The organism is Haloquadratum walsbyi C23 (assembly GCF_000237865.1).
Lineage (GTDB): Archaea > Halobacteriota > Halobacteria > Halobacteriales > Haloferacaceae > Haloquadratum > Haloquadratum walsbyi.
The window spans coordinates 1,389,597-1,407,236 of sequence record NC_017459.1; the positions used below are offsets into that span (position 1 = coordinate 1,389,597).

Here is a 17,640-nt window from a genome sequence, read left to right on the forward strand (position 1 = left end):
GGCGATCCATAACTCATAATCCTTATAAATCAAAAAAGAGCAGATATAGTGATTCATTCGAGCGATAGGAACGCGTCTCGGTTCGAACCTACCGCAGATGAACACGGTTGTCGCTGAGAGTCACAAACAGGTCATATATCATGTGTCACGAGCACTCCGTCATCAGGTGAACGGCGAATCGCTGTCAGCCCATTCCCGTTTGGCTCCTCAATCAGGACACCTTCGCCGCCAGGAGTGGCATTATTTGCACGGATCACGTTTCCACAGACAACGTTGCCCTTTCGAACCGGTTTTACTCGTTTTGAATGACCGACGATCTGTGGCGGGGCTGATGGCTCAAGATGTGTGAAGTCCATCCAGCAAAGACCGGCGTCGGCTCCGCGACCGCCGTTGCGACCGAGTTGACAGATTGTGGCATAATTCGACGCAATTCGCTTTTGTATTGCTTGAGTGAGCCCGTCTGTCAAGAGTTCACTCGCAGCAGCTTGAATTTGAGCGTTGACATCAGCGGCTTCGAACGCTTCATTACGACCGGCGTGGCTGTATGTGTACTCATAGCCTTCATACGCCACCGTTACATCTCCCTCAGCCACACGAGTGAGGAACGCCCGCTGTTCATCGGTATCAAGAGTGGTTGAGTAAGCTTGTGGCCAATGCACGAACGATGGGAGTAAGATTGCTAATTCATGATTACCGAGGTGATACCGAACTCGACCCGGTGGTGCCTCGCGTTGCAGTCGCCATACGAGTTCCATACACTCCTTACTTGCCGGTCCTCGATCCACGACGTCGCCATTGACAATGAGGATATACTCGTTTCCTGCCCAGTGGAGTCGCCCATCGTCATCACTCCTCACGAGTGGAGGATATTGGTCGGTATCGGAGTCACCAATTGCAGTGAGGGCACTCCGAGCATCCGTCAGATATCCATGGAGATCGCTAATATGGACGATTCGTGGTGTTCCGGACACGGCGTCAACATTTGATGGGTGAGAGCTCATATGTATTATTTATCCAGTGTCGTGTTGTCGGTGTTGATATTGCTGTTTCGGTGATATGTATTTGCTCAATTATATTGAATCTGTGACGTGCCGTGTATTATCTACTCTATATCGCCTAGACTGACTTTGTTTATTCTGCGGGTTTTTTATTCACGATCCGCTTTGCGAGGCAGCCATCGATATATCCACCGGGGCGGTGTCCCCCATGATCATCCTGAAGAGAGTGATGTCGTTCTGAATTGTGCATGATTCCGGCTGCTCGATGTGCGATTTTGGAGATGAAATATTCTCTGTATGTAATCAGTTGGGCTGGGTGTGGAGACCACTGATACAGAAGATTACTCACTCATGATTCATCATCCCTCATCTTGTCTTTATTTCCGTCGACCCCCCAGGGGAAAACACCCTATTGGGGGTCGACGGAAAATATTTATTCTAACTTGCCGTGGTTATATTTGTGCCTTGTATATTGGGCATGGTTTCAGATGAACCCTTGTTGGGTTGAAGTACGCGATAGTTTCGTGATGAGGCAGTATTGAGAATGTTTCAGATGAACCCTTGTTGGGTTGAAGTAAGGGGTAACAATCGACCCAACAGGAGAGCATTTGAGTTTCAGATGAACCCTTGTTGGGTTGAAGTATGCAGGAAAATCAGCCTCCGCGAGAGAGTTATGCTCGTTTCAGATGAACCCTTGTTGGGTTGAAGTGTCCGTGCCGGTGGCAGGATTGTCGTCGCCAGGTGAGTTTCAGATGAACCCTTGTTGGGTTGAAGTCCCTTCATAGATAACTGTAAGATTTGAGTTGGTTTGGTTTCAGATGAACCCTTGTTGGGTTGAAGTTGCCCGATAACGCCAGCGACGATTGCGAGCATAAACGCGTTTCAGATGAACCCTTGTTGGGTTGAAGTCGTTGAGATGTCGGTCGCCTGTTTTTGTGCGCTGGTTTCAGATGAACCCTTGTTGGGTTGAAGTAGTCATCGGAAGATGCCTCCCTGCTCGCCAGTCGGCGTTTCAGATGAACCCTTGTTGGGTTGAAGTCGCGCTCGAGACGATGTTGACGCAATCAGCAACGAGTTTCAGATGAACCCTTGTTGGGTTGAAGTTGAAAGTCGTTGTGTGACCACAATATAACTAATCTGGTTTCAGATGAACCCTTGTTGGGTTGAAGTCGTGTTCAGTACGTCTGAATTAATCGGACTATCAAGTTTCAGATGAACCCTTGTTGGGTTGAAGTAAGCCATACGACCGGCGTCGAAAACGGTCCCGACGTGTTTCAGATGAACCCTTGTTGGGTTGAAGTCGATATTAACGTTTGAATCAAACGAATAATCAATAGTTTCAGATGAACCCTTGTTGGGTTGAAGTATAACCACTTAGTTCATCACGAACATACTCGCCGAGTTTCAGATGAACCCTTGTTGGGTTGAAGTCGGGGTTGTCATTATCAAAAGCGTCTATCATATCGCGTTTCAGATGAACCCTTGTTGGGTTGAAGTTAACAGCTTCAGCAGCGGTCCCAGCCACGGACAGGGTTTCAGATGAACCCTTGTTGGGTTGAAGTTTTAGGTGGTTGATTGTCGGATAGATCATCAAAGATGGTTTCAGATGAACCCTTGTTGGGTTGAAGTACTGAGGCATTTACTGCAAAGGGTTTCTCGATCGAGTTTCAGATGAACCCTTGTTGGGTTGAAGTTGTTGATGTTGGCCCAACAACTAACGGCAAGAGAGTTTCAGATGAACCCTTGTTGGGTTGAAGTATCACACGTATGCTGACGCAACCGAAAACGCAAAACTTTCAGATGAACCCTTGTCGGGTTGAACTGTCGGTCGATCATCGGCTGCGAGTCGATGGCCCTATTTCAGATAGAGCTTTGTCGGGCTAAAGCTCCAATTCAGGTTGTTTCCAACCAACTACGTGAGATTTGATCATTATTAATCCGCAGATCATCTGTCTTTAGTTAAGCCTCACACCTCGGTTGTGTAGCGGTAGCGAGTGTCTCTCGTAAGATTGGTCGTTGCTTGTGGATCTTCTGAGCGTCTTCGATCAGCCGGTCGAGCAGCGGCGGTGATGAGTATCCGAGGAGCTCACCGAGTTCGTGGAGGATGAGTTGGGCGTGCAACCGATAATGACCGCGACGCGATTTGAAAGTTCATTCTCAATTCTGGAGGTAAGCGGTCTCTATCCGTGACTCCCGGGGAGCGTGAGATCATGAATTTGTCGTTTATATGTGAGTGGTGAAAATTGCTGTATTAATATTTCTCCCGGCTGATTTTGAAGCCCGGTAAGTCAGAAGAAGAAGATTCTAACAGAGTGATAGTAATTCTTAAATGCTTTCAAATCGCTGTACACTTGGCTTACAGCTATCTTAATCCGTTATTTTCTTGCTACGTCTTAGTTTTTAAAGGTTCTCTAAGTCATTAAAACTCGCCGCACAGCGCTCTATCAGAAACACAAGCTTATCATCCGCTTGCTCAGTGACGAGATCCAACAGACCCCGGCTTACAAGCAGCGACAGCAGCGCTGCGTACGATATGATCCTCACCACATGTTCGTCACGCGTATCGAATACGTCCAGTTCGCACCGCGTCTTCATACTATTGGCTATAAGTACGTGGATATTTCCGGCACCCCGAGGTGCCAAAATCCTTCGCGTGACTATAGCCAACAGTATCAGCTCCTGGAACAGCAATTCAACTTCCCACCGACAGCGGTAGATCTCCGCTAAATCTACCGGTAAGAACTCTTTTATCGCCAGATTTGTCATGCACAGATGATAGTCGTCGGCGTCCACAACGAGGACGCCGACGACGCGAAATCGCTTCCTATCTAGCAACTGTGTCCCATTATGTAGTCCTCGTTTGAACTCTACTTCGACTTCTACATCGATGTACTTCCGGTCGAGATCGTCAAGAATAGCTCGAAGTTGCTTGCCCTCCGGGTTCTTTCGTGCACAGACTGGACTCCCTCATTCCTTCTGAAAGATGCCTCGATAAGCCGCTGCTATCACGCGGTTTCTCACTTAACCAAAGACGGATGATCCACAGATATATGATACCCAAATACACTGTTGTATTCAGAGTTTAATTCGGTATTCATGAATAACATAAGGCAATGCAAATAGAGCAATATGCCCAGCCAACGGTCATCGTACTGGTCTTAACATAGCCGGGAACGCCAATGCAGTCCATTAAATCATTTCAGATCAAATCTGGTGAGATTGAAGTTACCCCGGTGCTCTGTATGCCTGTATTTTTCAAAAGAAACAATGAGAATAACTGCCACCAGTCGTTAAAATCTTCATTCAGAAGAATACTATATTCTACTTTCACTTTTAGTTTCACTGTCCTTTGGTAGTATTTTTATTCTAGTCGGTAACATAATATGTTGCATGAGTCTCCAATACCGAGGTGAGTCATCCGAGTGCGTGTAATGGCCCATTTATCAGCCCGAACCGATGCTGCCTATCAGAACGACTACCACCACAAACTCCGGGGTCGGATCTGGAACGCACTCGAAGACACACCGTACGACGACCGCCACGACGACGGCGAGCCCCGGGGTTCTCGTATTCGAATCCGTTCCCGCCACACGATATGAAGACTGGCGACAATCGAAAGTTCTTGGTTGCTTCGCCTGACGAGGAGCTACTGGCTAACGTCGTTGCTGACCTGCTCGAAGAACCAGAGCTAAACATCGGCGAGATGCCGTTCCACGTCGACGACGTGAGTCCACTCGAATCCGATGTCGGCGAGCCCGGCACTCGCGGGACGATTGAAACTGGAACTGGCCTACTAGTTCGGATTCCGCCGTGGCGATGCGAGGAGTACGGCATCGACCACCCCGGCGGCAACACCGCCGTCTTCTGGCGACCGGAATACTCGATGAAACCGCTCCGCAAGCAGTTGGAGGACAACCTCGATCAGAAACACGACCGTTTCGCCCACGACCACCTGCCGGGGCCAAGCGATGTCAACGGGGATCTGTTTGATGGTTACGAACTTATCAAGACGTTCGCCATTCCGGTGACCGTCACCGAGGGTCAGGAGATGACCTACGTCCTGAGCAAGTGGGAGTTCTGTTATACTGTTCGGGACGACCACCACCGCCGACACCTGAACCTCGCGCTGGATTGCGGACTCGGAGAGCGGAACTCCCTGGGGCTCGGGTTCGTGAATCTCAAGGAGGCAAACTGATGGACACGGAAGCTCTTGAGGATGTGGCCGACGAAACTATTAGATCAACGATTCCACGTCGTCCAGTCGCATCGTTGCGCGACATCGAAGTACTCTACGGAGCCCTGTATACGCTCGGTCGAGGATTAACTGGACCGTATGGCGCATATCTGACTCCGGACGCTGCTGCCGATCAGATCGGAAACGAGACACTCGTTGTCGTGCGTGTCGATCTCAGAGGAGAGAAAGCGACACTCGTGGATCCGCCGGTCAGCCTCGAAATGTTCCCCGAGGATCTAGTATTGCGTGTTGCCCATTCAAAATATAGTGCCGGAAATGGGGACGACTATAGCATCACTCACCAGTCAGGACAAACAAATGGTCCTGAAAAACAGGGCGACCACGCCTTGGAACGTTTGACGAGCTGGTCCAATCAGGAGGCAATCGAAGAGACAGCATCAAAGCACGAAGATGGTTGGATTATTGAAAAACTGGCGGAGTTGGGAGCTGATGATGAGACTGAGAAAAAAATCCGAGAAGAAGTTGAATCGCTTATTTCAGAAGAAGGTCAACTTCTACATACAGTCGCCATTGCGTTCGACGACAATAGAGTAAACACTACAGCACAGTTCCAATCTAACGAAACTTGGCACTATCCCGGTGAAATCGAAGTTCTTCAAGAAGCGATGGCGGCTCGCAAGACGGGAAAATTTCGGACGAATACTCAGGGAGCTGATGACGCCTCCGGTGATGGAACATGCTTCGTTTTCGACACCGACGAAACTGTATATGGTATCGTTGGCGATCCGATGAAGCATTACCTCTCTAAACAGATGGAGAAGTTCCCTGCTTTCGATGCTGATCGGTCGTGGCAGACGCAAGGTCTTGGCCGTGATGCAGCAGTTCGGGCCCAGAACGCAGATACGTTTCTTAATGCGTGTACTACCTCAGCACCGGGAACATCAGCATTCTATCTCCCATATCCGACAGGCAAAATCGATGCAAATAGTGCAAAAGTCCTGTATGAATTGCTGAGCGAACAAGTCAACTCTGATGACGAGTATTCTCCTGTCGGGAGCAAGTATCGTCGACTCAAGGCTACCGACAAACTGGATGCTATTCGATTCTCGCTTGTTATCGTTAACAAATATCAAAAAGATCGATGGCGTGTTCTTGCAGCCACTCCGACAGCGTCTACCCACATCATCGAAGATGTTACCCAACAACATCTTGCTGTTCTTGATAGCCGCTGGGTAACCGAAGAAAAAATATTCCCAAAGCGTGAGAAGTTTTCTCTCCTCAGCATTGAGGAGGCAGAATCACTCTCAAATGTTGTTTCTAGCGTCGCGTATCTTGGAGAAACGTGTCTCGGTGATGACGCCGATGACCCGAGCAGTAATGATTTCCGATTCCGAGGGACAGCGATGATTGCTAGTGGAAAACAGCTCCGCGTTGAGGAGTTACTTGAAGAGTACGTCGCAAAGCTGGTCAATAAATTCGATCCAGACGACCAGTATCCCTTCCCGATGGCGACTCTCACACAGCAGTACGTGCAACTTAACGCGCTCAGAGCGTGTGACTTGCTCACCGCAGATGACGAGCGACTCGTAATACAATCACAACACATGAGCGATCAAACATCACAAGCGACAGCCGATAATCGACAAGAACAGTTCGAACAGTTCATCGAAGATCACTCAGCATTGAGCGATGAAACGAGGCAAGGAGTATTTGCACTCGGGGCGCTCATTGGTCGTATTTCCAGATATCAAAGCGACGACGGAAGAAGCACAACTGCGATTAGTCAGTATCCAATTGGAAACCTGACCAAACACAATATACGACGAATAGCAACAGAAGTCGTAGAGAGTAATGTGATCTACTCTGAAAAAGAAGGATATAAACAAACCATGTATGGAGAGTTGATGCAAGCTGTCGCTGATGGACTTGAATCAACTGATCAGGATGAGCTAACACTCTCTACTGAGGATCTTCGTTTTCACTACGCAATGGGTATCGCCTACGGAAAAAACGACCCCAGCACTTCAGATTACAAAAATGAGTGATAACACCGATATCGTTGAGAACCGTTCAGAAATCGTCTTCCTGTACGATGCCGTTGACGCGAACCCCAACGGCAATCCGCTCAGTGGAGCGAACAGACCGCGAATCGATCCCGTAACCAAAGAAGCAATCGTTACCGACGTTCGCCTGAAACGTTACCTCCGCGACCAGTTTGAGGCAGACGGCGAGGGCGTCTACATTACGAGCGAACGCGGTGAATACGCTAAAAAGCGGGAGGATCTGCTTAAGGAAACGTTCGGTGTGACAACTGTCGAGGAGATCGAAGACGAGGAGTTCGATGGCTTTGACAGATTTCTCGAAAACGCAATCGACGCTCGATTGTTCGGTGCAACGTTCAGCATTAAAACCGATGCTGGGGAAATTATCGAGGCTCTCGAAAAACACCTACCTGATCATCTTACCGGCCCCGTCCAGTTCTCACCCGGTAAGACGCTCCATCCTGTCGAGGTGAATGAGGAGTACAACAGCCTCACAAGTGTTATTGGCACCGACGACGAGAAGGAGCAGGGTGGATTCGATTTGGACGACCACCGTATCAAATACGGTCTGATCGGATTCCACGGACTGGTTGATGAACACGGTGCGGAGGATACGAACCTCAAAGCGGGAGATATCGAACAACTAGACTCGGCCTGCTGGCGTGCTATCAAAAACCAAACCATTACCCGTAGCAAGGTAGGACAGGAGCCACGGCTCTATGTTCGTATCGAGTACGATACTGATAGTTTCCATATCGGTGGTCTCACGCACGAACTCGATCATGTTGGAGACGATGAAGATGCCCGCTCCTACCGGACTGTCCAAGACGTAACAGTCGATGCAACAGACTTCGTCTCCCGTCTCAAATCACATGAGGATCGCATACAGACTGTGCAGGTCGTTTCTGACGATGCGCTAGACATAGCACTTAATGGCGAGATACTCGAAGACGGATTCGTTAGTGCACTTGAGGATCGATTTGAATCAGTCCACGAAATCGATGTGTACGAACACTAGCGGACCATACAGCAATGCAATCACAACTGGACGACCACGCCGACGAGAGTACGAGCCAGGATACTGAGGCGACTCCCGATTCCCTTCCAGATCAGTGCCTGTCGTTTCGGCTATCCGGTCCGTGGGGACATTTCCGCCGGGTTGAGGGGAACACAGTGAAAACCACCTACCGAATCATCCCCAGAACAACTGTTGCTGGTCTTTTGGCCGCCGTTCTGGGTATCGGGCGAAACCAGTATTACGACCTGTTCGGTCCTGAATCATCTGCGATGTCTATTGAGCCGGTGAGCGAACTACGAACGATGAATCTCCCCGTGAATAACCTCACCACCTCACAAGAAGGGCTAAAAGGAGTCAATACGCGGGGCAAGGTCAGCGTCTACTATCCAGATCCAACAGAGGACAGGCAGCGAACGAATTACGAAGTCCTCGTTGAACCCGAGTACAGAATCGATCTTTGGCTTGGTGACGAGGAAAGATACGACGAACTTCGAGAGTACCTCTCGGAAGGCAAATCATACTACACGCCGTCGCTTGGCCTGTCCGAATACTTGGCTGATATCGAATACCTCGGCGAATACGAAGTAACAGCGGTAGCACAATCCGAGCCGCATGCTGTCGATTCCGCAGTTCCAGACCCTGATGGCGTGATACCGGAACCGAACGTCAACTATGGAACGGAACGCTCACCCGCATTCATGGAACGGACGACAACGTCCGGTGAGTTCTCGGGACGGCGAACAACGAGTTACCTGACATATACGTATAGCCCGGATGGAGACGCACTCACCGTCTCAGATACAGCAGCGGCAAGCGTTGATAACCGAACTGTGGTGTTCCGATGACGTGGACGCTTGGCTCAGGCCAAGAAATCCTCTCCCATCCGTCGGAGGCGAATCGTGACCCTAAATCACTCTGGGACCACTTGACGGGAGTGAGTAATCGCGCCGCTACTGCTGTATCTGAGAACACACAGTCACAGACTGAGGATTCACTCAGCGAAATAGTCCAACTTCTCGGTCTAGCTCACGATTTTGCGAAAGCAACACCGGCATTTCAGCGGTACATCCGAGATGACTCCTACGACTCTCCAAAACACCATGCAAGACTGGGTAGTTTGGTTGCCTACTTCTTTCTCGAACAGAACGGATATGAGCCAGAGCCCCGGTTAGCTGGGCTACTCGCTGTCGCCAAACATCACGGAGATGTCCCGGATGCAGCGAAATATATCAGAAAAACGTTCGATGACCCCCGAATTGATCCGATGGGGAGCAATCAAACCATTCAGGCAATCGAGCAAGCCAAAATAATCGACAAATACGCCGAGACGTTCGCCCGTGATCTGTTCAGGAAAGCAGTCGGTGAAGGAGCTTGGGACGATTTTCTGGAAAAGGTCGGAGACGCCTCCGACTCACCCATTCTCACAGGCATCGTCGAAGATGCGGGTAAGAGAGGGGGGTTCGCTGGCGAACTAGAAGTGGAAAACTCCCAGTTCAATGAGTCAATATATACGACGCATTTGCTCCTGTTTGGCGCGTTGACGTTTGCTGATAAGACGGATGCTGCGGGAATTGGTTCCGACGACGACCGATTATCGGGAGAGTATCCATCACTCGATAAACTCGAAACACATCTAACTGAGCTGGGTGGAGAGACGCAAAACGATATTGAGATGCAGCTAAACGAAGTCAGAACAAAGGTTCAAGACAAGATTCCGGCACAGACACAGGAATTTCTCGAAAGTAATCAATCGGTCGCTACGTTAACGCTCCCAACAGGGTACGGAAAAACGTTCGCTGGGCTGCTCGCGGGCCTTACACTCTGTGATGACCACGATGGGCGACTCGTCTACGCACTTCCGTTTACGTCCATCATCGACCAGACTTCGGGAACGCTACAGGAAGTTTTCGAGACAGCTCCATCCGGTAATCTGCTGACGGTTCATCACCACCTTGCAGAGACAAGAACGGATATCGAAAACGGAGAGGAAGACGAAACGGACGAACACGCATCACACGAGGTGTTACTGGCAGAGAGTTGGCGAACCGGACTGACACTAACGACCTTCGTGCAGTTGTTCGAGAGTCTCGCTGGTCCGCGAAACGGACAGTCGCTCAAGCTATCCGCGCTTCAGGGTAGCACTGTTGTTATCGATGAACCACAGGCGATCCCACAGCACTGGTGGCCCATTGTTCGGAAGCTCATTGATATGCTAACTGAGCAGTTCGATTCTCAGGTGTTGCTAATGACCGCTACACAACCCTCTCTCGTTGAGGATTCATTCGACCTCATTCCGTCTGAACAACTGCTTGAGATCGAGCAATCCGCTTTCACTGGTGAGCCGCCATCAAGAGTACAGTATCAACTCCATCCGACAGCACTCGTCACCGAAAACGAGGATCGATTATCCCACCCGGATGCAGCAAACCTACTCGCAGAAACTGTCGGAAGCGAAAACACGACGTTAGCGATCTGTAACACGATAGAAAGCACTCGAACGCTTACTAAAGAATTTGTAGATGGTATCGCAGAATCCAAGCCTGATCCGGTCGCTGTCTCTAAATTGTATGAATCACAGCTTGATGAAGACGAAATCGCTGGACCGTCAGCGACAAAAGAGTACGGCGGCAAGCGACGACCGAGTATTGAGCGCGGTCGGCTCGTTCGCGCTGTTGTCGAGGAGCTTCAAACCAAAGAAACCGTAGCGTATCTGCATCTGACAGCGCGTGTGCGCCCGTGCGACAGGCAGTTCCTCCTTGCTGTTGCGAACGACCTCGCTGGGATCGATATTCGATTCGCACTCATCTCAACACAACTCGTTGAGGCTGGGGTCGACATTAGCTTCGACACCGTCTACCGTGACTTCGCACCCCTAGATTCGATAGTACAGGCGGCGGGTCGGTGTAACCGCTCATACGAACGCGCACCGGAAACCGGTGTTACTACGATCTGGCAGCTCGAACCACCTAGCGAATGCAATACACCTCCATCAACCGCAGTGTACGCACCGAACCGAAGTCGAGGTGAGACGGATCTTCTAATGCATACCCGCTCCGTTCTCGAAACTACCCGGGAAGAGCACGGAGCCGCGTTTGCTGACGAAGTTCTGGCGAAGGATGCTATCGAGCGCTATCACGATACTGTTGGAGAACGTGTTCACAGTGTCTCCGAGAGTAATGATCTCGTGACTGCATTCGAGCAGGCAGATGGGAAGACACTACGCGAAGCGTCACTCATCGAACGGCGACAGTCAGTTGAGGTATACGTATGTCGGACTACGGAGGAACACGACTCCGCAATGGCAATTGAATCACTCATGAGGGAACGGAAGTTCGATGAGGTAGACTCGAAACGGGACGAATTGGCATCGATTCGGGTTTCGATTCCGGTTCCGAAGGCGAATACGGATGCTGCAAGCGGTATCCTCAGTCTCGAGCCGTTACTTAATGAAGAGGAGAAGCGGCACGATCCGGAACGGATTCTCCATGCATCGAATTCGATATTCGATCCAGAATTCGGCGTGCAACCGAGCGAATACGGTCTGGAGGATCGATTCTTTTGACCGCCGCTGATCCAGTCGACTGCCTCCTCGCAACCGCTCGCGGCGAGCCGGTCAACGAGCCGTTCCGCGTCACAGGCGTGATGGTGCAGTACTACTACGTCTGCAAACGGGAACTCTGGTTCGAGAGCCGGAACCTCGAAATCGACCGTGAGAACGCGACCGTCGTCCGTGGCACCCGCATCGATGAGACAGCCTACAGCGACAAACGAGAGAACCTCCATCTCGGCATGATTTCACTCGACCTGCTGGACGACGGCCGCGTTGTCGAAGTCAAACCCTCCTCAACGCTCACTGAACCCGCCAAAATGCAGCTGTCGTACTACCTCTGGTATCTCGACCGTGTCGCCGACATCCAGCGGGATGGCGTCTTGGCGCATCCCAGCGAGCGAAAGCGCGAGCCGGTCGAACTCACGGCGGAGCGAGCGGAGAGGGTCGAAACCGCGATCCGTGGGATTCACGAGGTCGTCAGCCAGGCCTCGCCGCCACCGGCCGAGGAGAAACCGTTCTGTGACTCCTGTGCGTACCACGATTTCTGTTGGTGTTAATAATGGATCGCAACTATCACGTTTTTTCGGACGGTCGACTCGAACGCAGCGACGACACGCTCAGATTCGTCCCCGATGGCGATGGGCAAAAGCAGTACATCCCAATCGAGAACGCCGAGGCGTTCTTCCTCCACGGCCAGATCGATTTCAACACGCGGCTGATGTCGTTTCTCAACGACCGCACAGTCGCACTGCACGTCTTCGGTTGGGAAGACTACTACTCGGGGTCGGTGATGCCGAAACGCGGGCAGACCTCTGGGAAGACCGTCGTCAATCAGGTTCGAGCCTACGAGAATAGACAGCACAGACGGCAGCTTGCCGCTGCGATTGTTCGAGGCAGCATCCACAATATGCGGACGAATGTGGTCTACTACAACGGCCGTGATCACGACCTCGACGTTATTATTGAGGACTTGGAAGCCGCAGCCGACCGCGTTGACGGGGAGTTACCGGTTGATGAACTACTAGGAACCGAGGCCACCGCGAGAAAGGCGTACTACCGGAGCTTCAACGAAATCCTCCCGAACGAGTTCGAGCTGACGCAGCGCGAGTACAATCCACCACCAAACGAAATTAACAGCCTTATTTCGTTTGGAAACTCGCTGGTCTACGCCAACTGCGTTTCGGCAATCCGAGCCACAGCACTCGATCCGACGATCAGCTATCTTCATGAACCGGGTGAACGACGGTACTCATTATCGCTTGACCTCGCCGATCTGTTCAAACCTGTTCTCGCCGACCGTATACTGTTCCGGTTGGTGAACCGAAATCAGATTTCGGACGACGATTTCGAGACTGAACTCGGCTCGTGTTTACTTAGCGAATCCGGTCGGAAGACGTACACGAGGGAGTTCGAGGAGGCGCTTGAACGAACTGTCGAGCATCCGACGCTGAATCGCAAAGTCAGCTATCAGTACCTGCTCCGGATTGAGGCATACAAAATCAAGAAACACTTGCTTACCGGTGAGGAGTACGAGCCCTTCCAGCGGTGGTGGTAAAATGTACGTTGTAATGGTCTACGATCTGGAAGCTGACCGGACGCAGAAAGCTCTCAAACTCGGTCGACGCTATCTGACTCATGTCCAGAACTCGGTGCTCGAAGGCGAGATCTCAGAAGGCGATCTCACAAAGCTGGAAGACGAAATTGATGACCTGCTGAAGCCCGGAGAGTCAACCATTATTTACGAGCTATCTTCGGATACCCTGCTTAATCGGACGGTTTATGGTGAAGATCCGACTGAGGATCAACGATTTCTGTAGTCGTTTCCGTCGACCCCCTGGGGGAAAGCACCCTATTGCAGGTCGACGGAAAATATTTATTGTAACCTGCTGTAAGCACATCTATGTCCTGCATATTGGGCATGGTTTCAGATGAACCCTTGATGGGTTGAAGTAAGCTCGAAGGTGCGCGTTGGTGATGCACCGAACTCGTTTCAGATGAACCCTTGATGGGTTGAAGTGACAAACGTGGTCGCGGTGGGGAGTGCGCCCGCCTCGTTTCAGATGAACCCTTGATGGGTTGAAGTCACCAACACAATCGCCGGAGCTATCCACGGGAGTGTTTCAGATGAACCCTTGATGGGTTGAAGTAATAATTAGATACAGCCAATGAATCTTAAAACTAGAGTTTCAGATGAACCCTTGATGGGTTGAAGTAGGCAGTCACACCGCCGATGACGGGAGTGCAGACGTTTCAGATGAACCCTTGATGGGTTGAAGTGACCTGAGATATGATGATGACCCATAAGACAAACATGTTTCAGATGAACCCTTGATGGGTTGAAGTAATCTGCAGAACCCGTTTGTCGCATCGAATGCGCTGGTTTCAGATGAACCCTTGATGGGTTGAAGTCTCGCGTTCCTTGTCGTAACGCTCTCGACGGTAATCGTTTCAGATGAACCCTTGATGGGTTGAAGTCTCCAGTAGTCTGTCGTCGTCGCTGACGCTGCGTAGGTTTCAGATGAACCCTTGATGGGTTGAAGTCCGCCCGGTGAAACGCGGTTTTTGATTGAGAAACCAGTTTCAGATGAACCCTTGATGGGTTGAAGTCTTACAGACGGGGAGGGCGATCGTCGTGTCGCCAGCGGTTTCAGATGAACCCTTGATGGGTTGAAGTTGCCCGATAACGCCAGCGACGATTGCGAGCATAAACGCGTTTCAGATGAACCCTTGTTGGGTTGAAGTACGCAGTGAGTCCGTCGATGTCGAGATTACGACCGGTTTCAGATGAACCCTTGATGGGTTGAAGTACACTCGGCACAAAATGCGGTCAGAAACAGACCGCCGGTTTCAGATGAACCCTTGATGGGTTGAAGTGGCTTGTGCTGCGTTCTCGGCTGTTTTGCGTGGTGTGTTTCAGATGAACCCTTGATGGGTTGAAGTCGGCAATTGGAGGATACTAATAGACATGGCATTAACCGTTTCAGATGAACCCTTGATGGGTTGAAGTTTTCCATCGTCGCAGTTAACCCAGATCTCATTATCCTGTTTCAGATGAACCCTTGATGGGTTGAAGTATCCTGCAGTTGCGCTCGCTCTCGCTCGTAATCGCTGGTTTCAGATGAACCCTTGATGGGTTGAAGTAAGTTCAGGACTTGTCTCTACAAGCACGTCGTGAAGAGTTTCAGATGAACCCTTGATGGGTTGAAGTATTTTCGTTTAGGGAGGGATCCTGGTGTCGTAGGAGTTTCAGATGAACCCTTGATGGGTTGAAGTCGGGATATCCTTGATGAGATGCAACTCAGTTAGGTGTTTCAGATGAACCTTCGTTGGGTTGAATCCTGCTCTGCTTGGAGATCGCGAGCACAGCTCTCTCTGATACAATACACACAAACCCATGAAGAGATACTACCAAGTCAGGAACCGATTATTCGGTTAAATTACTACTTTTATTATCATTTCTGGGAACACAAATCGAAAACGGGGTATTCAATCTGATGTATTGATTCGAGTGAATAAGACAAGAAACGCAAATCATGCGATTATCTGATAGAAAAGTATCTGCTGTATTTACACGGATATGCGCGCTACTTTGCGCGGGCACAATGAGCATGAGTGAGTATGTGCTTTCCGTCACGTCCGACACTCATCCATACGTTGGGGCACATCTTCCAAAGTCAAAAAACACAAATCGGCTGTCAGAGAGCTTTTGAGACAGATGTCTGTATTTCATTGTATGCAGGATCCCCTCCCCTCTTCTCGACATACACAAAAGACAAAACTCGGGATATATCAATAGTCATTGCCGTGTTCTTAGCCTATCGCGTTTCGAGTATATAAATGGTGGTGTCGCGAAGAATCTCTTCAGCCGGATGAGACAGTAATATTACGTTGCAGCAGCTGCAACCGCTTCTCAAGAAGTCTAACCGATGTCAAACACGGAATTTGGAGTGTCCATTTCGGATGAACTCGTTGAGGAACTGGACGATCTGACCGAGCAGTGCGTCGATCTCCAAGCAAGCCGTTCAGAGGTTGTTGAGGCGATTCTGACCGCGTACTTCCAGAGTGACATTGACCACGAAGCACGCGTTCGTGAGTTGATCATTCGTCGTCGAAAGGGGACGCTCTGACTCACTTTCTTCCTATTGCAGTCACTGCAACCGATTTTGAATCTGTTTCTTAACGATACCTGATAGAACTCACCGCCGGGTTCTAAATACTCGAAACGGAACAGCTTCGTCATATGTCTGATACGCTTGAATCTGAGTTTCTCAATAGTGACTATATTCTTCTTGCTGTCATCCCTACTTTTCTCGCTGCGATCTACTTTTTCACTCCCGATACCCTTCAGCAAGCACTCGCTTTCGACCACACACGATTCAACGGCTATACCCTGCTCACAGCGGCCTATGTCCACACTTCCGATTCTCACCTCTATAATAATCTCATCGGCTATGCTCTGGCCGCGACGTACACCTACGCCCTCTGTCTTACCATCGACGAGCTGTCTTGGTTCCGTCGCACATTCTTAGTTCACCTACTTACGCTGCCTATTCTCGTTAATCTCACCAGCTACGCCATATTTGCGACACTGTACCCTGGCGCTGAGCCAGTTTCTCGCGGCTTTTCGGGCGTCGTTAGCGGGTTTGTGGGCTTTCTGTTAGTTTCTCTCTCCGTATTCGTACGGAAGCGACATAGCCGTAAGATCGGCTATGCCACCGGATTGATCCTGCTTCTAGTGTTGATGCAACTGATTGACTTACGTTACTCGGGGGGCTTTCGGCCAGTAGTGACGGGGCTTATCATTCTCGCAAGTCATCTCGTGCTCTTACCGTATATCCGAAGTGGTATCGAGATCCCTGTGAGAGAGAAACGGAGGAAGATTGGACTAAGCATAGCCGGGGTAGCAGTGGTGGGCTTCATACTGGCATATTTGACTTTGAAGCTGTTCCCTGAAGCAGGAGCAATAGTAGAAGGTAGGGCGTTGACGAATGTTTTCGGTCACGCGGCAGGATTCTTGTGGGGGATCCTAGTCTCAATCGGAGTATGGATCTATTGTAGCTACCGACCGGCTGGGTAAAGCCACACCAGTGAGCACTCGTTGGTGGTCTTGGTAGAGTGCTCAGTTAGTACGTGTACGTATCGACAGTGTCTCCGTTTTGATCTTTGAGCGTCACAGTATCGCCGCCATTGTTCCAGACAGCACCGTTCTCGTCCCAGTAGAGCTCGTCATCGGTATCTGTACCGCTGCCGGTGTATAGTGTCACAGAGTCACCTGGCTCGGCGAGCTCGGTCGAACGCGAACGGATCGCGATGCTGTACGTGCGTCGGGATTGAGACGCGGGCGAGGTCGCGAATCGTGAGGCGCTCGTGGGGCACCTTTCATCTCGTAGAGCGGCAGGTAGACGTCCGAACGAGGATGTCGATAGGCGGGTGGAGCGACTACAGCGCCATTGAGCCGTACCTTGCAGAGCCGACCGAGACACGAATCGGTCAGGCGATGCGTTCACGACCCACATGTAGGGTAACATGTATAGTTGGAGAGCCTGATCCCTGCGTATGGCAACTGAAAAAGCCCCGAAGGAAACCAAGGTCAGCGACCGGGGGATGGTCACGATCCCAGCGGATCTTCGTCGTCGTCTCGACATTAAGGCCGGCGACAAGCTCCGCTGGGACGTCGACGATGAAGGGAACCTCTTGGTCGAGGTCGTCAAGCAGCGATACGGCGCCTTCGATGACTTCGAGCCGGTGTCGATGGGGGGCGGAGGGTCTGAAACACACGACCTCGGTCTCCCACTCGGTCTACTGTGACTCGTCGTTGCTCATTCGTGTCTCACAAC

The 17,640-nt window shown here is 50.7% G+C and carries 12 protein-coding genes, 3 pseudogenes and 2 CRISPR repeat arrays; of the genes and pseudogenes, 11 read left to right on the forward strand and 4 right to left on the reverse strand.

The window, feature by feature from the left end:
- Nucleotides 1-131 precede the first annotated feature (131 nt).
- The 3 genes and pseudogenes from HQRW_RS06155 to HQRW_RS06160 form a co-directional block, all read right to left on the reverse strand.
- Nucleotides 132-1,001 carry a metallophosphoesterase gene (locus HQRW_RS06155; protein ID WP_014555901.1) on the reverse strand — a complete coding sequence of 290 codons (870 nt, stop codon included), beginning with the start codon at nt 999-1,001 and terminating at the stop codon, nt 132-134.
- A gap of 478 nt (nt 1,002-1,479) precedes the next feature.
- Nucleotides 1,480-2,821: a CRISPR direct-repeat array (repeat unit 30 nt; unit sequence GTTTCAGATGAACCCTTGTTGGGTTGAAGT).
- Between the two features lie 136 nt (nt 2,822-2,957).
- Nucleotides 2,958-3,125 (reverse strand): annotated as a pseudogene (locus HQRW_RS15465) (IS4 family transposase); the annotation flags it as partial.
- Between the two features lie 294 nt (nt 3,126-3,419).
- A pseudogene (locus HQRW_RS06160) lies at nt 3,420-3,935 on the reverse strand (hypothetical protein); the annotation flags it as partial.
- Nucleotides 3,936-4,429: 494 nt separating this feature from the next.
- Between HQRW_RS06160 and cas6 the strand changes: the two are divergent.
- The 10 genes and pseudogenes from cas6 to HQRW_RS06210 all read left to right on the forward strand — a co-directional run bounded on the left by cas6 (nt 4,430) and on the right by HQRW_RS06210 (nt 16,880).
- Nucleotides 4,430-5,193 (forward strand): annotated as a pseudogene (cas6, locus tag HQRW_RS06165) (CRISPR-associated endoribonuclease Cas6).
- Nucleotides 5,193-7,238, forward strand: a complete 2,046-nt coding sequence (locus HQRW_RS06170; RefSeq protein ID WP_014555903.1) for a TM1802 family CRISPR-associated protein — start codon at nt 5,193-5,195, stop codon at nt 7,236-7,238. Before cas6 ends, HQRW_RS06170 begins: the two are co-directional and overlap by 1 nt.
- Nucleotides 7,231-8,253 carry a type I-B CRISPR-associated protein Cas7/Csh2 gene (gene cas7b, locus HQRW_RS06175; protein ID WP_014555904.1) on the forward strand — a complete coding sequence of 341 codons (1,023 nt, stop codon included), beginning with the start codon at nt 7,231-7,233 and terminating at the stop codon, nt 8,251-8,253. The genes HQRW_RS06170 and cas7b overlap by 8 nt, the downstream gene beginning before the upstream one ends.
- Before the next feature lie 14 nt (nt 8,254-8,267).
- A complete protein-coding gene (cas5b, locus tag HQRW_RS06180; protein ID WP_014555905.1) occupies nt 8,268-9,098 on the forward strand; it encodes a type I-B CRISPR-associated protein Cas5b in 831 nt (276 codons plus the stop codon).
- Complete coding sequence (locus HQRW_RS06185; RefSeq protein WP_014555906.1) at nt 9,095-11,815, forward strand: CRISPR-associated endonuclease Cas3''; 2,721 nt, start codon at nt 9,095-9,097, stop codon at nt 11,813-11,815. Before cas5b ends, HQRW_RS06185 begins: the two co-directional genes overlap by 4 nt.
- Nucleotides 11,812-12,360: a CRISPR-associated protein Cas4 gene (gene cas4, locus HQRW_RS06190; RefSeq protein ID WP_014555907.1), complete on the forward strand. Its 549-nt coding sequence runs from the start codon at nt 11,812-11,814 to the stop codon at nt 12,358-12,360. The genes HQRW_RS06185 and cas4 overlap by 4 nt, the downstream gene beginning before the upstream one ends.
- Before the next feature lie 2 nt (nt 12,361-12,362).
- The gene (cas1b, locus tag HQRW_RS06195) at nt 12,363-13,358 is read left to right on the forward strand and encodes a type I-B CRISPR-associated endonuclease Cas1b (RefSeq protein ID WP_014555908.1); all 996 of its coding nucleotides are present in this window, start codon (nt 12,363-12,365) and stop codon (nt 13,356-13,358) included.
- Nucleotide 13,359: 1 nt separating this feature from the next.
- Complete coding sequence (gene cas2 / locus HQRW_RS06200) at nt 13,360-13,620, forward strand: CRISPR-associated endonuclease Cas2 (protein ID WP_014555909.1); 261 nt, start codon at nt 13,360-13,362, stop codon at nt 13,618-13,620.
- Nucleotides 13,621-13,724: 104 nt separating this feature from the next.
- A CRISPR array of direct repeats spans nt 13,725-15,141; the repeat unit is 30 nt; unit sequence GTTTCAGATGAACCCTTGATGGGTTGAAGT.
- 588 nt (nt 15,142-15,729) lie between these two features.
- The gene (locus tag HQRW_RS06205) at nt 15,730-15,930 is read left to right on the forward strand and encodes a hypothetical protein (protein ID WP_014555233.1); all 201 of its coding nucleotides are present in this window, start codon (nt 15,730-15,732) and stop codon (nt 15,928-15,930) included.
- Between the two features lie 113 nt (nt 15,931-16,043).
- Nucleotides 16,044-16,880 carry a hypothetical protein gene (locus HQRW_RS06210; protein WP_014555910.1) on the forward strand — a complete coding sequence of 279 codons (837 nt, stop codon included), beginning with the start codon at nt 16,044-16,046 and terminating at the stop codon, nt 16,878-16,880.
- A 46-nt stretch (nt 16,881-16,926) separates the two neighbouring features.
- Here the strand turns inward: HQRW_RS06210 and HQRW_RS16695 are convergent, their stop codons facing one another.
- Nucleotides 16,927-17,448 carry a lamin tail domain-containing protein gene (locus HQRW_RS16695; protein ID WP_338042661.1) on the reverse strand — a complete coding sequence of 174 codons (522 nt, stop codon included), beginning with the start codon at nt 17,446-17,448 and terminating at the stop codon, nt 16,927-16,929.
- Between HQRW_RS16695 and HQRW_RS06215 the strand changes: the two genes are divergently transcribed.
- Entirely contained in the window at nt 17,360-17,611 is a 252-nt protein-coding gene (locus HQRW_RS06215) for an AbrB/MazE/SpoVT family DNA-binding domain-containing protein (RefSeq protein WP_014555911.1), read from the forward strand. The genes HQRW_RS16695 and HQRW_RS06215 overlap by 89 nt on opposite strands.
- Nucleotides 17,612-17,640: the final 29 nt, after the last annotated feature.

Coding starts and splice junctions, on each gene's coding strand:
- cas7b (WP_014555904.1), top strand. CDS start 7,231: ATGAGTGATAACACCGATATCGTTGAGAACCGTTCAGAAATCGTCTTC.
- HQRW_RS06215 (WP_014555911.1), top strand. CDS start 17,360: ATGGCAACTGAAAAAGCCCCGAAGGAAACCAAGGTCAGCGACCGGGGG.
- HQRW_RS06155 (WP_014555901.1), bottom strand. CDS start 1,001: ATGAGCTCTCACCCATCAAATGTTGACGCCGTGTCCGGAACACCACGA.
- HQRW_RS06205 (WP_014555233.1), top strand. CDS start 15,730: ATGTCAAACACGGAATTTGGAGTGTCCATTTCGGATGAACTCGTTGAG.
- cas5b (WP_014555905.1), top strand. CDS start 8,268: ATGCAATCACAACTGGACGACCACGCCGACGAGAGTACGAGCCAGGAT.
- cas2 (WP_014555909.1), top strand. CDS start 13,360: ATGTACGTTGTAATGGTCTACGATCTGGAAGCTGACCGGACGCAGAAA.
- HQRW_RS16695 (WP_338042661.1), bottom strand. CDS start 17,448: ATGTCGAGACGACGACGAAGATCCGCTGGGATCGTGACCATCCCCCGG.
- HQRW_RS06185 (WP_014555906.1), top strand. CDS start 9,095: ATGACGTGGACGCTTGGCTCAGGCCAAGAAATCCTCTCCCATCCGTCG.
- HQRW_RS06170 (WP_014555903.1), top strand. CDS start 5,193: ATGGACACGGAAGCTCTTGAGGATGTGGCCGACGAAACTATTAGATCA.
- HQRW_RS06210 (WP_014555910.1), top strand. CDS start 16,044: ATGTCTGATACGCTTGAATCTGAGTTTCTCAATAGTGACTATATTCTT.
- cas1b (WP_014555908.1), top strand. CDS start 12,363: ATGGATCGCAACTATCACGTTTTTTCGGACGGTCGACTCGAACGCAGC.